The 19,093-nt window shown below is 61.0% G+C and carries 17 protein-coding genes; 7 read left to right on the forward strand and 10 right to left on the reverse strand.

The genetic code is table 11. The features are described 5' to 3' along the window. Position 1: 1 nt before the first annotated feature. Together ACGYKA_RS18840 and ACGYKA_RS18845 are read right to left on the reverse strand one after the other, a co-directional pair. Positions 2 to 628: an RNA polymerase sigma factor gene (locus ACGYKA_RS18840; RefSeq protein WP_185805117.1), complete on the reverse strand. Its 627-nt coding sequence runs from the start codon at positions 626 to 628 to the stop codon at positions 2 to 4. Between the two features lie 225 nt (positions 629 to 853). Further along, positions 854 to 1,750 carry a DMT family transporter gene (locus ACGYKA_RS18845; protein ID WP_017469163.1) on the reverse strand — a complete coding sequence of 299 codons (897 nt, stop codon included), beginning with the start codon at positions 1,748 to 1,750 and terminating at the stop codon, positions 854 to 856. A 249-nt stretch (positions 1,751 to 1,999) separates the two neighbouring features. Here ACGYKA_RS18845 and ACGYKA_RS18850 point away from each other — a divergent pair, with 249 nt between their 5' ends. From ACGYKA_RS18850 to ACGYKA_RS18860, 3 genes are all read left to right on the forward strand, one after another. Beyond that, positions 2,000 to 2,734 carry an RNA polymerase sigma factor gene (locus ACGYKA_RS18850; RefSeq protein ID WP_394439598.1) on the forward strand — a complete coding sequence of 245 codons (735 nt, stop codon included), beginning with the start codon at positions 2,000 to 2,002 and terminating at the stop codon, positions 2,732 to 2,734. Between the two features lie 326 nt (positions 2,735 to 3,060). After that, positions 3,061 to 4,401, forward strand: a complete 1,341-nt coding sequence (locus tag ACGYKA_RS18855) for a cyclopropane-fatty-acyl-phospholipid synthase family protein (protein WP_185805118.1) — start codon at positions 3,061 to 3,063, stop codon at positions 4,399 to 4,401. Beyond that, positions 4,398 to 5,453 (forward strand): type II glyceraldehyde-3-phosphate dehydrogenase, encoded by a 1,056-nt coding sequence (locus tag ACGYKA_RS18860; protein WP_271690366.1) that lies wholly within the window; start codon positions 4,398 to 4,400, stop codon positions 5,451 to 5,453. Before ACGYKA_RS18855 ends, ACGYKA_RS18860 begins: the two co-directional genes overlap by 4 nt. A 34-nt stretch (positions 5,454 to 5,487) precedes the next feature. Here ACGYKA_RS18860 and ACGYKA_RS18865 read toward each other — a convergent pair whose 3' ends face one another. From ACGYKA_RS18865 to ACGYKA_RS18890, 6 genes are read right to left on the reverse strand one after another with little or no spacing between them, the layout of a single operon-like run. After that, complete coding sequence (locus ACGYKA_RS18865; protein WP_043847441.1) at positions 5,488 to 6,258, reverse strand: SDR family NAD(P)-dependent oxidoreductase; 771 nt, start codon at positions 6,256 to 6,258, stop codon at positions 5,488 to 5,490. Continuing rightward, positions 6,255 to 7,193, reverse strand: coding sequence for a carbamate kinase (arcC, locus tag ACGYKA_RS18870; protein WP_271690365.1), 939 nt, complete (start codon positions 7,191 to 7,193; stop codon positions 6,255 to 6,257). Before arcC ends, ACGYKA_RS18865 begins: the two co-directional genes overlap by 4 nt. 2 nt (positions 7,194 to 7,195) lie before the next feature. Beyond that, positions 7,196 to 8,197: an ornithine carbamoyltransferase gene (gene argF / locus ACGYKA_RS18875; RefSeq protein WP_149789477.1), complete on the reverse strand. Its 1,002-nt coding sequence runs from the start codon at positions 8,195 to 8,197 to the stop codon at positions 7,196 to 7,198. Between the two features lie 14 nt (positions 8,198 to 8,211). Next, entirely contained in the window at positions 8,212 to 9,438 is a 1,227-nt protein-coding gene (locus ACGYKA_RS18880) for an arginine deiminase (RefSeq protein WP_149789478.1), read from the reverse strand. 24 nt (positions 9,439 to 9,462) lie between these two features. Further along, on the reverse strand, positions 9,463 to 10,911 hold the full coding sequence (locus ACGYKA_RS18885; protein ID WP_149789479.1) for a YfcC family protein: 1,449 nt from the start codon (positions 10,909 to 10,911) through the stop codon (positions 9,463 to 9,465). 17 nt (positions 10,912 to 10,928) lie between these two features. Next, complete coding sequence (locus ACGYKA_RS18890) at positions 10,929 to 13,313, reverse strand: cation-translocating P-type ATPase (RefSeq protein ID WP_149789480.1); 2,385 nt, start codon at positions 13,311 to 13,313, stop codon at positions 10,929 to 10,931. Positions 13,314 to 13,563: 250 nt separating this feature from the next. On the opposite strand from ACGYKA_RS18890, the gene ACGYKA_RS18895 reads away from it, so the two are divergent. Beyond that, on the forward strand, positions 13,564 to 14,424 hold the full coding sequence (locus tag ACGYKA_RS18895; RefSeq protein WP_088665105.1) for a patatin-like phospholipase family protein: 861 nt from the start codon (positions 13,564 to 13,566) through the stop codon (positions 14,422 to 14,424). Positions 14,425 to 14,489: 65 nt separating this feature from the next. Here the strand turns inward: ACGYKA_RS18895 and ACGYKA_RS18900 are convergent, their stop codons facing one another. Continuing rightward, positions 14,490 to 15,344 carry a proton-conducting transporter membrane subunit gene (locus ACGYKA_RS18900; protein ID WP_081749910.1) on the reverse strand — a complete coding sequence of 285 codons (855 nt, stop codon included), beginning with the start codon at positions 15,342 to 15,344 and terminating at the stop codon, positions 14,490 to 14,492. Between the two features lie 177 nt (positions 15,345 to 15,521). On the opposite strand from ACGYKA_RS18900, the gene ACGYKA_RS18905 reads away from it, so the two are divergent. Beyond that, positions 15,522 to 16,208: a DUF6629 family protein gene (locus ACGYKA_RS18905; RefSeq protein ID WP_043847429.1), complete on the forward strand. Its 687-nt coding sequence runs from the start codon at positions 15,522 to 15,524 to the stop codon at positions 16,206 to 16,208. Between the two features lie 881 nt (positions 16,209 to 17,089). On the opposite strand, the gene ACGYKA_RS18910 is transcribed toward ACGYKA_RS18905, so the two are convergent. Then, the gene (locus ACGYKA_RS18910) at positions 17,090 to 17,731 is read right to left on the reverse strand and encodes an RNA polymerase sigma factor (protein WP_149789481.1); all 642 of its coding nucleotides are present in this window, start codon (positions 17,729 to 17,731) and stop codon (positions 17,090 to 17,092) included. A gap of 371 nt (positions 17,732 to 18,102) precedes the next feature. On the opposite strand from ACGYKA_RS18910, the gene ACGYKA_RS18915 reads away from it, so the two are divergent. Together ACGYKA_RS18915 and ACGYKA_RS18920 are read left to right on the forward strand one after the other, a co-directional pair. After that, positions 18,103 to 18,465, forward strand: a complete 363-nt coding sequence (locus tag ACGYKA_RS18915; protein ID WP_017468394.1) for an NADH-quinone oxidoreductase subunit A — start codon at positions 18,103 to 18,105, stop codon at positions 18,463 to 18,465. Further along, positions 18,462 to 19,093: heavy metal-binding domain-containing protein (locus ACGYKA_RS18920; protein WP_394439610.1), on the forward strand; the 632-nt coding region annotated here is incomplete at its 3' end. The genes ACGYKA_RS18915 and ACGYKA_RS18920, both read left to right, overlap by 4 nt.

Consider the following 19,093-nt stretch of genomic DNA (forward strand, 5'->3'; position numbering starts at 1 on the left):
ATCAGGAATTCTGCTGCCCTGCTTCGCAATCGGTTTCGTGCTCGGCGTTCTTGCAACCCTCAGGCTGACAATAGCAATCGTCACGGTCATCCCGGCAGCAAGCGCCACAATGATTTGTCAGCGCCTCGCGCAGAGCCGTGCGCGCCCGGTGTAGCCTAACGCCAAGCGCGTTGCGGGTTAGTCCAAGGTCGCGCGCCACATGCTCACGGTCTTCTTCGCCGAAGTCGATGCGCCGGATCAGTTCCGAATCCGCCGGGCGCAGTTCGGAAATCAGACCGCCATGACAGGTGCAGAGCCGTGCCATCTGAGTCGGCGCATCAGCGGTCCAGTCTTCCGGCTCGCGCGCCACCGCCGCGGCCAGTTGGTCACGGCGCGTGCCTTTGCGGAAATGGTCATTCAACGTGGAGCGCAGGATCGCATAGAGCCAGGCATCCATCCGTTCGACGTCTCTGAGTTGGTCCTTGCGCTGCAGCACGCGGATGCTGAAATCCTGCAGGACATCCTCTGCATCCGCCCGGTTGCCAAGCCGTTTGATCAGGAACCCCAGAAATGCGCCACGTCCATCGAGCAACGCACGTTCCGTCGAGGTGTCAGGTACCTTCGGTTTTTCGGTGTCGAGCGATGCCATGACATTCCTGTCCTAATTTTCCGATATTTGCACTGTTGTCGACATGATCATCGCGTCGAGCGTGTTCAATGCTTGCAGGCGTTCACACAGATCAAATTCGCCATGCTCCGTCCCGCCGTATCGAAGGCCAAGACCCACTCTTCCCCTCTGCTAGGAAGCCTCTCACCAACCTTGTCCACAGTCACCAGGCCACATCAATCTATTGATTTAGCGAATTATATCCTATTATGCTCCGCTTTTCTGGCTTTGCGTTCTACCGCTGAGATTGACGAGAACTATACCCGCAATGACCAATACGATCCCGGAAAACTGCACGGCGGAAAGACGCTCGCCAAAGAACAGTGCCCCGATGGTGAGACCGAATATCGGCACCAGGAAGCTGAACACAATCGCCCGGTTCAGTTCCACTTCCTCCAGTACCGAAAACCACAGCCAGTAAACCAGTGCAGAGCCAAACAAGGCCAAGCCCAACAGCGACATTACGAAAACAGATGTCCATTGGATGGCCGTCTGATCTTCAAGGAGAAGCGCCGCCACGGCAAGAGGCACGCTGCCGATCAGCATCTGAAAGCCCATTGCAAAAAGTCCATCGACCTGACCTGCGATGGATTTGATCGCCACGTTGCTGACAGTCACTCCAACCGCAGCCAGAACGATGTAGGCAAAACCGATGGCCGTCCCGTCTCGCGCTCCATCGCCCAATTGTGGCAAGGCGATCACAAGTATTCCCGCGAAACCGATCAATAGGCCACCCCAACCGACCCTCGCCAGTCGCTCTCCAAGCCATGCAACGCCCAACATTGTCGCAAGCAGCGGCTGAGCGTTGGCGATAACCGTGGCGAGCCCGGGAGATACAAATTCTGCCGCATGAAACATGCCGAGAAATCCCAGACTGGTCGCGCCAAGGCCGACGACACCCAGTGTCACCCACGTGCGCCAACCACGCGGAAACGGCCGCTGCAGCCACACCGCAACAAACACCAGGGTGGCCGCAGCCAGAATTGCCCGCAGTGTCGCAAAGGTCAAATGCGGCGAATATTGCAGCCCTGCCGTGATCAGCGGAAAGCACGCCGCCCACAAGAGCATGGCCAGAACGATCTTGGTTATTGTCGTCGGCGACATCGGGATTTCCTTTTTTCAGGTCAGAACCGGCTGGAATTGCGGAGATCTTCCGGCGTGCCAAGTCAGTGTAGAATGATAAGTTTTTCTCGTAGTTGATGATCGCAGTCGCAAGTGTCAACAATTGCGGTGCGGCGGCTTGGCGACAGTGATTGGACGAACCAAACAGACGTTTCAGCGACTGAAACCTTACTGGTTATTAAGACAAACGTCTGATGACCTGTGCTTTATGAGTTCCAGGATGCACGTATAATGAAAGAAACGCAGACGTTTGTGGCAGACGGTGTAGCGCATCCGACTTACGAGCGTCGTATTTTGCAGAGGTGTGTGATGAAAAATGACCAAGGCGACAAATTTTCCTTAGTTGACCAGTCCGACGTCGCTGCAAAATCCACCGACGCGGCCGTTCGCCACGCGTTGGTGGAAGGCAGACATCAAATTCTGAAATTCCTGCGTCGGCGACTGGGTGATCCAGAGGCGGCAGAGGATGTCCTGCAAACATTTATGCTGCGGGCCATCGACCGCTCAGAGCAACTTCGTGATGTGCGCGCCGTTCGCGGCTGGCTCAGTCAGATCCTTGCGTCGTCCATAGCGGACCATGGCCGCAAGGTTTCGCGACAGCGACAGAGGGAGGTGGTCATGGCCCCGACCGACCTGGAAGGCGTCCATCACGATTTTGACGAAGAACTGGACGAGGTTATCTGCAATTGTCTCTACAAGTTGTTGCCAACGCTCAAACCGGAATATGCCGAAGTCATCTGGCGGGTCGATCTTCAGGAACAACCGCGAGAGGACGTCGCCAAAGACCTTGGGATCACGTTGAACAACCTCAACGTCCGCGTTCACCGGGGCAGGCAGGCATTGAAGACAAGGTTGCAGCAGATGTGCCTGACCTGCCCGGTTCACGGCTTTCTTGATTGCGATTGCGACGCGGCAGAGAAGGTCCGCGCCCGCCTCGAAGGCCTTGCGGACGAAAGCGAAATCTGAAGAACACGCAGAACCGCGGAGCGATCCTCGGAGCTTTAATGCTGCTGCCTTACACGCGTGCCTGAGACCGAAGCCGCAATCGAAAGATGATCACGATCGCGTTTGATAAGTCGTGGGCTCATGTCCTTCGGCGAACAATAGGCTGCAATCGGGCAAATGTGTACCGAAAGCGCTTGGACCGATACGCCCAATCGGCGCTTTCCTGCTTTCAGGTGCCGACGCAATATGGCTGCGCGCTGTAACAAACACTAGCGCCGGTCGTCTTTTTGAGAGCCGGGGTCGTTCGATGCCCCTTCCAAACTCAGACAAACGCGGAGGCACCGATCATGTCCAACAGCGAAATCCCACCTGATGAGCAGTTTGAATTGCATGACGGCGCGAGGCAGCTTCCACGCCTTGGACCCGGAAGGGCCGTGATGTGGTTACTTGCCAAATTGCTCAGCCGTCTGGTTCGGAACGGTCACCTGACTGTTATCGACCCCTGTTGTGGGACTTGGCGTTTCGGTGGCGGTGACGGCCCTGCCGTTTCAGTCCGATTGACCGACAAGGCGCTGCCTGCGCAACTTCTTGCAAACCCCAGTCTGGCGCTTGGCGAGGCCTATATGGATGGAACGCTCCGCATCGAGACCGGCAGCCTGCGCGACCTTCTTTCGATTTGCATGGCTGACCTCGACGCCGTCGACGCTTTGCCCGGGAAACGGATCAGGCAAGGGCTGGACGCTTTTTTGAGCCGCAGGTTGCATCACAACCCGATCAACCGGGCCCGCTGCAACGTGGCGCACCACTATGATCTCTCGACCGAACTCTACGACCTCTTTCTTGACGCGGACCGACAGTATTCATGCGCCTACTTCGCCACAGGCAATGAAACTTTGGACGAGGCGCAAGCCCTCAAGAAACGACACATCGCTGCAAAGCTGCTGCTGCGGCCCGGCCTTGACGTTCTCGATATCGGCTCGGGCTGGGGGGGCTTGGCGCTGGAGCTTGCCCAACAGCATCAGGCCCGCGTGACCGGTCTGAGCCTGTCTACCGAACAGATCGTGGCCGCCCGCGCCAGCGCAACGCAGTCCGGCCTGTCCGAACAGGTCGCCTTTAAACTCCGCGACTACCGGCAAGAGAAAGGCCAGTATGACCGTGTCGTTTCGGTGGGCATGTTCGAGCATGTGGGCCGCAGTGGATTTGATGACTATTTCAGCACGATCCGAAGGGTTCTCAAGCCGGATGGAGTCGCGCTTGTACATGCGATCGGTACGATGGCACCCAAAGGTGGCAGCGATGCGTGGATCAGGAAATACATTTTCCCCGGTGGCTATCTTCCGTCACTGTCCGAAACGATCTCGGCGGCGGAACGTTCTGGGCTTTGGGTCACCGATGTCGAGGTCCTGCGCCTGCATTATGCAGAGACCCTGCGGCACTGGTCCGAACGCTTCGCAGCCGAGCGCGGGACCGCGCGGAGGCTTTACGACGAACGGTTCTGCCGCATTTGGGAATTCTATCTGGCTGTCTGCGAAATGGCATTCCGGCATGGCCGGTTGATGGTGTTCCAGCTCCAGTTGGCCAAACGCCGCGACACCGTTCCGTTGACGCGGAATTACATCGCGGACGCTGAGGCAGATCACCACTGCCACATCAGGGCACTCGGCAAACAAATAGGGAGAGCAAGATGACAGGCAAAGGGCAAATCAAGGTCGCCGTGAACGGATACGGTGTGATCGGCAAGCGCGTAGCCGACGCGGTGGCCGTGCAGGCCGACATGGACCTGATCGGCGTGGCGGATGTCGTGGCCGACTGGCGCGCCCGGATGCCGGCAACCAAGGGCTTTGCCCTCTACGCTGCAGACCCGGAGCGGGAATCCGCGATACAAAAGGCCGGCCTGAACCTCGCCGGCGGCTTGGACGATCTGTTGGCCGCCGCCGACATCGTGATCGATTGCACGCCGAAAAAGATCGCCGCTCAGAATGTGGAAACATACCGCGACAAAGGCATCCGTTTCATCGTTCACGGCGGCGAAAAACACAGCGTAACGGGCCATTCCTTTGTCGCCGAAGCGAATTATGAAACGGCGCTCGGGCGCGACAGCACCCGTGTCGTGTCCTGCAACACGACCTCGATCGTCCGCACGCTGAGCGCACTCAAACGGTCCGGCCTGCTTGGCTCGGCGCGCGGAACGCTGCTTCGGCGCGCCACTGATCCATGGGAAAGCCATCTGGGCGGGATCATGAACACGCTCGTTCCCGAACCCGAAATCCCTAGCCACCAAGGCCCCGATGCGCAAAGCGTCGATCCCGACCTTGACGTGATCACGATGGCCGTCAAGGTGCCCCAGACCCTTGCGCATTTGCACTACTGGTCCGTGAGGATGCCGCGCAAGGCATCAAAGGATGAGGTGCTGGACGCATTCTGCGCGTCGTCCCGCATTGCTCTGATCCGGATGTCGGACGGGCTGGGTGCAATCAACGCAGTCAAGGAGATGATGGCCGGTCTCGGGCGCCCCAACGACAGCCTCTACGAGGTGGCCCTGTGGGAGGACATGCTCAGGGTAGAGGGCGACGAGTTGTTCTATGCCTATATGGTCGACAACCAGGCTATCGTGATCCCCGAGACCATCGACGCGATCCGTGCCCTAACCCAAGCTGAGCCAGACGGAGCCGCATCGATTGCACGCACGAATGCGGCGCTGGGTGTCGGTGCGTTTGCGGCCAACACACCGACGCGTTAGCAAGAGGCACTGAGGACTGAATTGGCGTGACTGATCAGCCCGCCGCCATGCCCCCGTCGACGGGATATTGCGCTCCGGTGATGAACGCGGAATCGTCGGAGGCGAGGAAGAGGACGAGGTTGGCGATATCGAGGCTTTCGCCATAGCGACCCAGCGGGATCGTATCGGAAAGCTGCTGCTTTACTTCATCGCCGCGACCGGGATTGAAGCCTTCCTCCAGCGACCGCATCATCCGGGTGTTGACCGGCGATGGATGCACGGAATTGACCCGCACGTTGTGGCCCGCCGCCTCGATCGCAGCCGCGCGCGTCAGGCCGACTACGGCATGTTTCGACGTGATATAGGGCGCGACGTTTGGGCTGCCTTTGAGACCCGCAATGGACGACATGTTGATAACGCTTCCCGATTTCCGTCCGATCATCACCGGCAAGACATGCTGCAATCCAAGGAATGCGCCGCGCACGTTGACTGCCATCACGCGGTCGAAATCCTTGATCTTCTGATCGATCAGTGGCGCGACCTTGCCCTCGATCCCGGCGTTGTTGAAGAACACGTCGATGCGTCCGAATTTCTCGACGGTCTGCGCGACATATCGTTCGCAATCCTCGACCGACGATACGTCGGCCGCGATTGTCAGCACATCGCCCGAATTTCCAAGATCCCTCGCGGTATCCGACAGATCACTTTCCCTGAGGTCGACAAGCGCGACCTTGGCACCTTCGCTGAGAAAGAGCCGCGCGGTTTCCAGACCGATACCAGCTGCGCCCCCGGTGATCAGGGCGACTTTGTCGGCGAGACGTTTCATCGAGAATCTCCTTTTGATGATTTTGGGGGTGACGAACGAACCTGCGTCCCGGCCGTTCCATCCAGAAGCGCCAGCGCATCCTCAAGCTGACCGATACCAGCGAGGCCTCCTGCCTCCGCGAAATCGGCCGCTGCCGCCATCTTGGGGCCCATAGAGCCCGCCGCCAGGTCGAGCGCCCGCGCCTCTGGCGGGGTGAGATGTCGGATGGGCGCCGCATCATCCGTTCCGAAATCCCGGTAGGCCGCATCCACGTCAGTGAGCAGAAGCAGCGCATCCGCCCCGAGCCGTTGCGCAAGCAGCGCGCTGGCGGCATCCTTGTCGATCACGGCCTCGATCCCGGTCATGCTGCCGTCGGGCAGGCGCAGCACGGGAATGCCCCCGCCTCCGGTGCAGATCACGATCACACCCTGATCCAGCAGCAGGCGCAGCACACGCAGATCCGGAATGTCCTGCGGCTTTGGCGAAGGCACGACGCGCCGCCATTTGTCCCCGTCCTGCGCGATGCTCCAACCGGCGGCGGTGGCGCGTGTTTCGGCCTCGTCGCGGGAATAGACCGGGCCGATGAACTTGCTGGGCGCCTGAAACGCGGGGTCGTCCGCGTGGACCACAACCTGCGTCAGAAGCGTGGCGACCGGAAGCGCATGATCCAGCGCATTCTCCAGTTCCTGCTCGATCATGTAGCCGATCATGCCGACGGTTTCCGCACCCAGCACGTCGAGAGGAAATGCCTCGTCGGGTTTGTACACCGCCCCCTGAAGCGCCAGCAGCCCGACCTGCGGACCGTTGCCGTGGGTCACGACCAGTGTGTGCCCGGCGCGCACGATATTTGCCAGCGCAGCGGACCCAGTCCGGACGTTGGCGCGTTGATTGTCTGCCGTCAGGGGTTGACCCCGCTGCAGCAGGGCGTTCCCGCCAAGCGCTGCGACCACCAGCACGGCTAGTTAGCCAATGTGGCGACAAGGATCGCCTTGATGGTGTGTAGCCGGTTCTCGGCCTGATCAAAGACTATGGAGGCCGGGCTTTCGAACACCTCTTCGGTCACTTCCATCGCCGTGATGTCGAAATGTTTTGCGATGTCGGCACCGACCTCAGTCTCGGCGTTGTGGAAGGCGGGCAGGCAGTGCATGAACTTGGTCTGCGGATTGCCGGTCTGCGCCATCACGTCCGAGTTGACCTGATAGGGCAGAAGTTGGCGGATACGTTCTTCCCATTTGTCCTTGGATTCACCCATCGACAGCCAGACATCGGTGTAGATGAAATCGGCCCCTTTCACCGCCTCGCCCACCTCTTCGGTGATGGTGATGCGCGCGCCGGTGGTCTCTGCGATCCGGTGCGCTTCGTCCTGAATGGCTGGATCGGGCCAACAGGCCTTTGGCCCGCACAGACGCACGTCCATACCCATTTTGGCGCCGCCGATCAGCAGGCTGTCGCCCATGTTGTTGCCCGCATCCCCCAGAAACGCATAGGCAATCTGACCCAGCGGTTTGTCGGAATGCTCTGACATGGTGAGGAAATCGGCGAGGATCTGCGTGGGGTGGAATTCGTCCGTCAGACCGTTATAGACCGGCACCCCGGCATACTGCGCCAGCGTCTCGACGATGGGATGACCGAATCCGCGATATTCGATCGCGTCATAGACCCGGCCCAGCACGCGGGCGGTGTCCTTCACGGTCTCCTTCTTGCCCAGATGCGACCCCGACGGCCCCAGATAGGTGACATGGGCGCCCTGATCGTGGGCGGCCACCTCGAAGCCGACGCGCGTGCGGGTGCTGTCCTTTTCAAAGATCAGCGCGATTTCCTTGCCGGTCAGGCGCGGCACTTCGTAGCCACCGTATTTCGCCGCCTTCAGGTCGGCGGAGAGTTTCAGCAGAAAGCCGATTTCCTGCGGGCTGAAGTCGCGCAGCGCAAGAAAATGGCGGTTTCGTAGATTGTAGGACATGGGGTTTCCTTTTGTCAGATTGCGTCGCGGATGGTGGGGCAGCTCATGCAATGGCTTCCACCCCTGCCCCGGCCCAGTTCGGCACCGGGAATGGCCAGAACTTCGATCCCGGCGTCCTTCAGCGCGGCGTTGGTGTCATCATTGCGGTCATAGCCGATGACAACACCGGGCCGCAGCGCCAGCACGTTGTTGCCGTCATTCCACTGCTCGCGCGACTGCTCGGCCAGATCGCTGCCGCCGGTCGGGACCAGATGCAGTTTCTTGAAACCCAATATCTCGGCGGTGATTTCGAAAAGATGCCGGGCGTCGCGCCGGATATCGAGCGCGGCACCGGCCGACCCGGGACGCAGGTCATAGCAGGTGATCGCGTCAGCCACCTCCTTGAACGTCGTCACGACATCGTTGCCGCAATGGGTGAATACCGTGTCCAGATGCATTGCCGCCCGCGACCGGGGCATCTGGCAGGCGATGACGCGCGTCACGTCACCCCCCAGAAACAACGCCTCGGCCAACTGACCCACCGCCTGCGGAGACGAGCGTTCGCCCATACCGACCATCACGACGCCATGGCCGATGGGCATGATATCGCCCCCTTCCAGCGTAGCCGCGCCAAATTCGCGCGTCGGATCGCCGAACCAGACACGCGCATCTGCGAACTTGGGGTGGAACCGATAAACGGCGGCCATCAACAGCGTTTCGGGCCGCCGTGCCGGCCAGTACATCGGGTTCAGAGAGACGCCGCCATAGACCCAGGCGGAATTGTCCCGCGTGAAGATGAAATTGGGCAGCGGTGGCAAAACAAAGCCGTTGAGGCCGAGATAGCTGCCGAACATGCCCGACGGGGTGAAAGGAAGATCGTCGACGGTGATCCCACCAACGAGAAAACGGGCGAGTTCCACGCCCGGCAGTGCCTCCATCCAGGCGCGCAGGTCGTCACGCATCCCCACGCCCACATCATTGCGGGTGATCCGGTGGTCGAGCACCCAGGTGCGCGCCTCCTTGATGTCCAGCGTCTCGGCGAGCAGCGCCATGGCATCCAGGACCTCGATGCCCTCGCCGCGCATGATGTCGGCAAAGACGGCATGGTCCTTGATCGCCTGCTTGACCCAAAACACATCATCGAACAGTAGATCGGCGCAGTTTTCGGGGGTCAGGCGGCGGTGGGCAAGTCCGGGCGGCGACACGATCACCTGCCGCAATTGCCCTGTTTCCGAATGTACGCCGAGTTTCAGTTCAGACATCTGCGGTAACTCCTATGTATTCAGTCAAAGAATGGCGGCCAAGCTGATGCTGGCCGAGATGAAGACGACGAGGATCAGCAGTAATGGCCATACGAAGACAACCCACCGATCAAACGATACGCGTCCGATCGCCAGACCGCCGATCACCACTGCGGATGTGGGCGTGATCAGGTTCACCAGCCCGCTTGCGGATTGATAGGCCGTCACCACAAGGTCGCGACCGACGCCCGCAAAATCCCCCAGTGGGGCGAGGATGGGCATCGACAGAACCGCCAGTCCGGAAGATGAAGGTACGAGGAAGCTCATCCCGATCTCAATCCAGAGCATCAGGTTGATGAACGCGATTTCCGGCAGGCCGCCGAGGGTGTCGGCCGCGCTGTTGAGGATGGTATCGGCGATCAGGCCCTGTTCCATGATGACGACGATGCCGCGCGCCAGCCCGATCACCAGCGCCACGCCCAGCAGATCCCTGGCGCCGTCGACAAAGGCCGAGGTCAGTTTCTTCTCGCCCAATCGCGCGACAACCCCGACGACGATGGCCATGCCGAAGAACAGCGCCCCCATCCGGGCCATCCACCAGCCCTGGCTCGACACGCCCCAGATCATGACGGCAAAGGTGGCGAAGAACAGGAGCAGAACCAGCTTCTGGGTGCCGGTCAGCTTCGGCTCGCTGAATTCCGCGTCCGTCTCTTTCAGGAAAAACCGCCGGTCGCTTTCGCGTTGCGCCGCGACGACGGATCGCGCCGGGTCCGCCTTGACCCTGGAGGCGTAGCGCATGACATAGGCAATGCAGATCGCGAGGCCGCCCAGCAGGATGACCAGCCGCAAGGCGATGCCTTCGGTGAACGGAATGCCCGCCGCGTTGGAGGCGATCACCGTGGCGAAAGGGTTGATCGTCGAGCCCAGCGTGCCGATGCCCGCGCCGATCAGGATGATCGCCACGCCGGTCACGGAATCGTATCCCGCGGCGATGACCACCGGGATCAGCAGCGCGTAGAAGGCCAGCGTTTCCTCGGCCATGCCGTAGGTCGTTCCGCCCAGGGCGAAGAGCGACATAAGGATCGGGATCATCCAGATCTCGCGGCCCTTCAGGCGGACCATCGCCGCCTGGATCCCCGTGTCGATCGCATTTGTCGCGTTTACCACCCCCAGAAAACCGCCCAGGAGCAGCACGAACAGCGCCACGTCGATGGCATTGGCGGCATAGCTGTCGGGGTCATAGAACCCGGCGACAGGTGCCAGCATGACATCCACGAAGCCCTGCGGATTGGCTTCGACCGTCTGATAGGTGCCCGGCACCGCGATCTCGCGCCCGACCTCTTCATTCATCGCGCGGTCGTACTGCCCGGCAGGGATGATCCAGGTCAGGGCCGCAACGGCGATGATCAGCAGAAAAAGGATGGAATAGGCGGTGGGAAATCGTGCTGCCAGTCCGCTCCCGTCGGGCTTCTTGTCTGTAGATGTATCAGTCATCGTGGCCTCCCCTTCATTCAATGCGTTTGGTGTGTTTGTGGTGTGGAACCCGGCTCCAGGATGGTTTCAGAATCCACCGGGTTCCGCCGATCACCTGCGCCGCCTTGGCCTTCGCTGATCCCTTCCAGCCGCGTCCGCTTGAGCAGCAGCGCGTTGACCGCGACCAGCGCCGAGCTGCCCGACATGGCAATTGCGGCGACGGCAGGGCTGATGATCAGCGGGTAGAACACGCCCGCTGCAGCGGGGAAGGCGATCACGTTGTAGGCCACCGCCCAGAACAGGTTCTGGTGCATCTTGCGCAGGGTGGCGCGCGACAGCTCGATCGCGCCCACGACATCGTAGGGATCGCTTTTCATCAGCACGACATCGGCGCTTTCCATCGCCACATCCGTGCCCGCGCCGATGGCAAAGCCGACATCGGCCTGGGTCAGCGCGGGCGCGTCATTGACGCCGTCGCCGACCATGCCCACCTTCTTGCCCTTGGCCTGAAGCTCCTTGACCTTCTCGGCCTTCTGACCGGGCAGCACGTCGGCCAGCACCATGTCGATGCCCAACTCGGCCGCGATCCGCCGCGCCGTGCCCTCGTTGTCGCCGGTCAGCATCGCCACCTCGACGCCGCGTTCGCGCAGCTTGGCCACGGCGGCCATGGCGCTTGGGCGCGGTGCATCGGCGATGGCGATCAGCCCGAGCATCCGCCCGCCCTTCGCCACATGCACCACGGTGCGGCCCTCGCCCTTCAGGCGCTCGGCTTCGGCATCCAGCGCGCCAAGGTCGATGCCTTGCTCGTCCATCAGCCGGCGGTTGCCGACCAGCACTGGCTCGCCCGCGATCTCGGCGCGTGCGCCGCGGCCTTCAAGGTTCTCGAAGCCGGCCATCTGCGGCACATCGAGCCCCTCGGCGCGCTGGACGATGGCCAGCGCCAAGGGGTGATCCGATCCGCGATCGACAGAGGCAGCGGCGCGCAGCGCATCATCCTCGGTACTCCCGTCGGCCGCGACGAGTTCGACCACACGCGGCTCGCCCATCGTCAGCGTGCCGGTCTTGTCGAAGACGATCACGTCGAGCTTGGTCGCATCCTCGAGCGCCCCGGCATTCTTGAACAGGATGCCGTGCTGCGCCCCCAACCCGGTGCCCACCATGACAGCCATTGGCGTGGCCAGCCCAAGCGCATCCGGGCAGGCGATGACGAAAACGGTGATCGTCAGTGTAAGCGCGAACAGCAGCGGCGATCCGATCCACCAGAACCAGACCGCGAAGGTGGCCAGCCCGATCACGATGGCGATGAGGACCAGCCATTGCGACGCCCGGTCGGCCAGAAGCTGTGCCGGTGCCTTCGAGTTCTGCGCCTCCTGCACCAGCTTGACGATCTGAGCCAGCGCGGTGTCGGCGCCGACCTTGGTGGCGCGGTAGCGGAACGTGCCGGTCTTATTGATCGTGGCGCCGATGACGGTATCGCCCAAGCTCTTGTTCACCGGCATCGACTCGCCCGTCAGCATCGACTCGTCGACCAGCGAAGATCCTTCCAAAACCTCGCCGTCCACCGGAATCTTGTTTCCCGGGCGGATCACCACCGTTTCGCCCTGAAGCACTTCGGAGGTCGGCACCTCGGTCTCCTGCCCGTCGCGGATCACCGTGGCCATCGGCGGCGCGAGATCGAGCAGCGCCCGGATCGCCGCAGAGGCACCGGCGCGCGCCCGCATTTCCAGCCAGTGGCCCAACAGGATGAAGACCAGCAACACCGCGACCGCCTCGTAGAACTGCACGCCGGGAAAGAAGAAGGTCGAGCCGACGCTGAACACATATCCGGTGCCGACCGACAGCACGACGAGCACGGCCATGTTGAGGATGCCGTTCTTCAGCGCCCGCCAAGCGGCTACGAAAAACGGCCAACTGGGCCAGACGATGCCCGCGCTGCCGAGGAAGAACAGCCAAAGGTCCAGCCTCAGGCCGAAAGGCGGCACCGGGGGCGTGAACATGCCGCCCATCGGCGAGTAGATGAAGATCGGGATGGTAAAGAGCAGCGCCACCCAGAACCGGTTGCGCATGTCGCGGACCATGTCGGCCATCTCCATGCCGCCGCCGTGACCCATCTCATGGGCCATCGCGTCCTTGGCAACGGGCCCTGTCGCGCCATGCGCCGCGTGGTCTTCATGGCCGGTGTGGTCCATCTGGCAGATATGGTTCGGCATACGCTCTCCGGCGCAGTGAAAGCCGCAGGCGTCGATCGCCTTGCGCAGCGCCTCCTCGTTCACCACCGTTTCGTCGTACTGCACTGTCACACTGGCAGACGCAGGGTTCGCTTCCGCCCGGTGAACGCCGTCGAGGGCGGATACATGACGTTCGACCGCGAGATGATCGAGTTCCTCGAACAATCCGCGGACCTCAAGGGTCAAGGTTTTCAATGCTGGCTCCTGTCGATTAATCCTTGCGGTCGCGAAGGACCGTCAGGGGAATAGACGTTGCCAGGCATCGGACGTTACAGTGTCCGGCGAAAATCTTCGCAGGCACTGCCGCTGGTGTCACCCATGAGACGGTAACGCTTTACGTCCACTCGCGTCAGTATTTCCGTATGGCGCGCACTGGCGCAGGGTCGGGCAGCCTGGGACCAACCAATTGACGAAAAGCCAAATTGCGGAGTTTGAATTGAGCAGCATGACCAAAGCGAGCACTGCAACCCACAAGTGCTTTGCCCTCGTGCTAAGTGGCGGCGGGGCAAGGGGCCTCTCGCATGCTGGCGTACTCAGAGCTTTGATCGCCAGGGGCTACATCCCAAGCGCCGTCGTGGGCGTGTCGATGGGCGCGGTTGTCGGTGCTACGTATGCTCTTAATGACAAATGGTACGACGCACTCGTGGGCATGGATACCAGCGGGTTTCCGGCAACACCGGACTTTCGCGTGCCTGGAATGGCTGCAAGGATCAGGGGAATGCGGCTTGCTTTGCTTGCCGCGCGGGACATGTATTTTGGCTGGGGATCAGGCGCGCGCACCGAGACCTGGGGCCGCAGTGTCCTGTCCGGCCTGACCAAGGGCAAGAACCTGCAGGACGGCCGCATCCCGGCTTTTGTCTGTGCAACCGACATGCTGTCTGGCCAACGCGTGGTATTCGGCAAGGGAGATGCCACTGATTATGTCTATTCAAGCGCGGCGCTGGCCGGAATACTGCCGCCCCTTGTCGATGATCCGTATGTACTGATGGACGGAGCCTATTCCGATATCGCGCCGGTGGACGTCGCCAGGGCCACCGGCGCGGAAGTCGTGATCGCTGTGGATCCCAGCCAGCGCGAAAACGCGACTGGCCCGAAAAACGGCTTGCAGGCGATGATGCGATCCATCGAGGTCTGCCAGTATGAACATGCGCGACTGCGTTTTGAGCAAGCGGATTTTGTGATCCGACCCGCTTTCAGCCAGACCATCGGCACACTGGAATTCCGGCAAAAGCGTCATTGTATTGCGGCAGGCGCCGTGGCGACCCGCCGCGCATATAACGACATCAGCATGCTGCTCGCCCCCTGATCGGCGAGTTGCCCCCGACGTGCGATTGCGCTCAGTTGCAGTCACCCAGGAAACATCCCTGCAAGCTACCCCATGAGCAGCGTGATCGGCGCGGTCGCGCCCAACACGATCATCAGCGGCGGCGCCGGGGCGGCGCTGTCCTGTCCGGACTCTCGCGGCTGACACATCGGCACCACGATGCGCAGGTAGGCCGCCAGCGCCAGCACGCTGTTGAGAATGCCGATCACCGCCAGCCACAGATAGCCCGCCTCGATCGCCGTACCGAAGAGCAGCACCTTGCCGAAAAAGCAGAAAAGCGGCGGAATGCCCGTCATTGACAGCAGGAACACCACCATCGCTACGCCGATCACAGGGCGCGCGCGGCCGAAGCCCCGGAAGTCGTCAAGGCTGCGTCCGGCGACCATGATCACCGCGAAGGCGCCGAGATTCATCGCCACATAGGCCGCGCTGAACACGATCACCGAGGGCAGCGCCAGCAAGCCTGGCCCCAGATCCACGATCCCCATCATGAAATAACCCGCCTGCGCCATCGACGAATAGGCCAGCAGGCGCACCTCGTTGCTTTGCACCAGCGCCGCCAGGTAGCCGCACGTCATCGTCATGGCGGCGATTAGCGCGACCACCATCGGCCAGCTGGTACCGACCGGTAGGTCGCGCAAGATCTGCGCGAAGGCGAAGATTGCCGCGACCTTGGTAATTACCGACAGATAGGCGGCCACGGACACCGGCGCGCCGTCATAGGCGTCGGGTGCCCAAAACTGGAACGGCACCAGCGCCGCCTTGTAGCCCAGCCCGATCAGCACCGCGGTCAGCCCGGCCAGCGCGATCAGCGTCCTGCCCGCCAGCCGGCCCAGCTCGGAAAAGAGCGTCGAGCCGGCACCGCCGTACGAGATGGACCAGCCGGAGACCCGGCGTTCAATCGTGCCGCTTTAGCCTCTGCGCCCGCGTGACTGCCGCGGCGACGCGGAGCAGGCCTTCCGCCTCCTGTTTTTGGGGGGAGCCGGACCAATCCTGCGGCTGACGATTTGCATTCTTTTCAAGGCTGTAGAAGTCGCTTACGTTTGGAAACAGAGAGTAGGCCTGAAAAGGAAAATGCCATGTGCCTGTCGGCCCAAGTCAGTTTTGCTGCAAGCGTTTTCCTTGTCGGGGGTGGGGCCGCCATTTCAATCGTGGCCTTCCAGCGCAACAAACGCTATCTCCCGCTTGCATTGATGCCGCTTTTCGCAGGTCTTCAGCAATTCACTGAGGGTTTCGTGTGGGTTGGCATGAACGGAAATGATCCCCTGACGGTCTTGTGGGGGGCAATGGGGTTCATCTTCTTCACGTGGTTCATGTGGCCGATATGGGTTCCCTTCTCGGTTTATGTGCTGGAGCCGGACGACAGTCCGCGCAAGCGATTGTTCCGCCTCATGGCGCTGATCGGACTGGCCTTCGGCCTGCTGCTATACATCCCGCACGGGCTCAACAGCGACATGGTTGTGGTAGAGATCAACAACCAGTCGCTGGCCTATGAAAAATCCATGTGGCTCGATTTCATGATGCCGCGGTGGTTGACCAACACGATCTACGTGACCCTCATCACCCTGCCGCCGGCCCTGTCGCACTACAAACATGTGCGCCATTTCGCCTTGACGCTGGTGGCGGTGATCGTGGTCGATATTGCTTTCCTGCAATATGCCTACATCTCTTTCTTCTGCCTGCTGGCAGGACTTGCGACGCTGCATCTGGTCTACATCATCCTGACAAATAAGTGCGCCCGTGAATGTCCTGAACTGTTTGCCTAAATCCGACAAGTAAATGGCGCGCTCTACGGAATCACAACGGCGATTCTCTGTATTTTTTACCGGCCTGTCCAAGGGGTCGTCGTAGGCTGAACGTCAGGGCTTCCGGGACGCTGCCATGGTACCGGCGCGTGAATGGCAGGGCGGGCTGTCTGGTCGGTCATTGATTATTGCGCTTCGTCTTGCGGGCTTAGACTGTGTTGGTTGGTTTGGTCACTGTGGCGTCATGTGGTCTGCGGGCGGCCTTCCCTGCCTTGCGCCTAGCGTCGGTTCCTGTCTTGAGGGCTTTTTACAGGGATGGCCACGAGCGCTTCTTCGACAACAATGCCGTCACGATGTGCTTCGACTATTCTGCTGGCGAGCAAAACCGAAACGAGGATACCAACCAGAATGAGAGGTCCGAACATGTCTGTCTTCCTTACTGATGAACGCTGATTGCGCGGTTCATAAGGGTAGACGCCGGCTCTGTCCTTTCGTTACACACATTGGGGTGCGGTCCGTGAGCCGACCACTCAATGGGTCCTCTTTCCCCTCCCTTCCCCGCGTGTTTGATCTGCGTCCGACGCCGGTACTGTGAGGACTGACGCTACCAAAGCACTGGCCATCTGGCGGCGGAACAGAAAAAGAACTGTTTTGGCGTCACCTGTGCTGAGCCCGACCGCGTCTGCCGCAGACCGAAGGCTTCGCCCTTCGACATCGACTTTCAGAAACAACTCGCCCGACAACCTTCAAACATCGGCTTGAACAGTGCTTCGACACTCGCAGAACACATCCGATATCAAGTCTGCGACTGCCTGCGCATCTGCCGGTTCCGTGGGCATACGATCCTCCCGAGCGGCTTCTGCATGAAGACGCCGTTTGAAGCGCAGCATTACAAAATCGCCTCAAGACGCGGTGTGTTGGTCCTCGCAATCGGTCTCTTCAACCGGATGCTCGCAGCCGTCCGGCGGACAGGAACAATCGTCAAAGCCATGACGGCAACAAGGGCCGCAGTGGGCCATCAACGCGTCACCAAAAGCAGCGCGGGCGCGGTGGAGACGCACATTCAATGTCCCGGACTTGAGCCCGAGGTCAGCTGCCACAATGCCGCGATCCTCGTCGTCGATGTCAATTCGGCGGATCAGGTCTGCATCACCCGGGCGCAGTTCGGTGACCAACCCTTTGACGCAGTTGCAGATCACGTCCATATCTTCGACCGGGTCATCCGTGACAACGGCAGACTGAGCCTCCAGTGCAACAGCCTCCTTTAGACGCCTGGACCGTCCCGACTTGCGATAGTGATCATTTAGCGCTGACCGCAACACCGCGTAAAGCCAGGCATCCATGCGGTCCGCCTCGCGCAGCTGATCCTTACGTGCCAGAACGCGGATGCAAAATTCCTGCAGCACGTCCTCAGCATCGGCTCGGTTTCCCAGCCGTTTGACTAGGAAGCCCAAAAACGCGTTTCTGTTCACCGACAGAGTTGCTTCAAGGCCGGGCTGACCGGCGCCGCTGCCCTTTGCGATATGGTTTTTAGTTTCCGACATGGTTGCACGCCGCCCTTGCATAGAAAGTCCGATCCAACCCGGCAGGCGCAGTCATCAAACATGTCGCCATGGGCAGATACCATGAACCTATCCATTCCAAGGCGAAATTCCAATATCAATGATTTTGAAGTCGGCAATCCATCGCGCCATTGAAATTTATCTGAATGGTTGCGGAAGACAATAGCACAATGTTTTTCACAGTCTCGACGTCTCGCGTAACATCTTCAGCTTCGAGAAGAAATTTCTTGTAATCGTTTTTCTTTTTGGGCGTCTTCGACTAAACGTGGTCAAAAACGGACGGCGCGCACCTGATTGGGGCGCAGCACCCGAACGGGAAAAACCGGCCAAGCACGACAGGAGCCAGGGCGGACATGAGTGAACTGACGCAATACGCCATTCTGCTCGGCCTGACGCTTGGCACGGTCGGGCTGGTCCTGAGCCTCTATGCCCTCGCCCGTGCGATCGGGCGGGCGCGGGCGGAACCGGCCAAGGATGTGCCCGCAACCGCCGGCACTTTGGCGCGCGATCCGGTCTGGGTCCGATACCACGCCAAGTATTACGGCTATGCGCTCCTGTTTCTGGCCTTCGATATGGAGATGGCCTTCATGTACCCCTGGGCGGTCGTTTACCGCGAAGAGGGGCTGGTCGCCCTGCTCGACATGGGCGTTTTTCTCGCGATCCTGTTTCTCGGCCTGCTCTATGGATGGAGCCAGGGCGCGCTGAGGCGGCAATGATGGATTTGTCCGGGGCACGTCAGGGTCTGTTGCGCGGTTTCCGCGGGTTGGTCGCCGGGGCCATGGCGCGGGATTTGCGCGCGTTCGTGGTGCCTGGAGAGGACGTCGCGAATGCGCTTGGTCTCGATCTGGACGCCGCAGGGCTGATCCGCGCGGTGACGCCGCGCCACGCGAACGTCTTGCTGATCGCGGGGCCCTTGCCCACTGCGCTGGCCGATGCGGCCAGCGTCGTCTGGGCCCAGATGCCGCGACCCCGGTGCATTCTCGCGCTTGGTGAGGCCGATCTTGGCCCTCTGCCCACTGCCGACGTGATGGCGGAGATGTCGCAGGCGGGCCTGATCTCCGGACTGGAGGATCTGCGCAAACTGCTCTGCAATGGGGCTTTTGCACCAGACATCGCGGAATTTGATGCGCCTGCCCTGTCGGAGCGGATCGAATACACCTGCCCCATGCATCCGGAAGTCATTTCGGACGAACCCGGCAAATGCCCGAAATGCGGGATGTTCCTTGTGGAACGCCGCGTTTCCGGCGCGGCGTCGCACGGCCATGAGGGCCATGAGGGCCATGAGGGCCATGAGGGCCATGAGGGCCATGAGGGCCATGAGGGCCATGAGGGCCATGAGGGCCA

Origin of the sequence: Sulfitobacter sp. 1A15106 (assembly GCF_043556995.1) — a bacterium.
In the GTDB taxonomy this organism is placed as follows: Bacteria; Pseudomonadota; Alphaproteobacteria; order Rhodobacterales; family Rhodobacteraceae; genus Sulfitobacter; species Sulfitobacter faviae.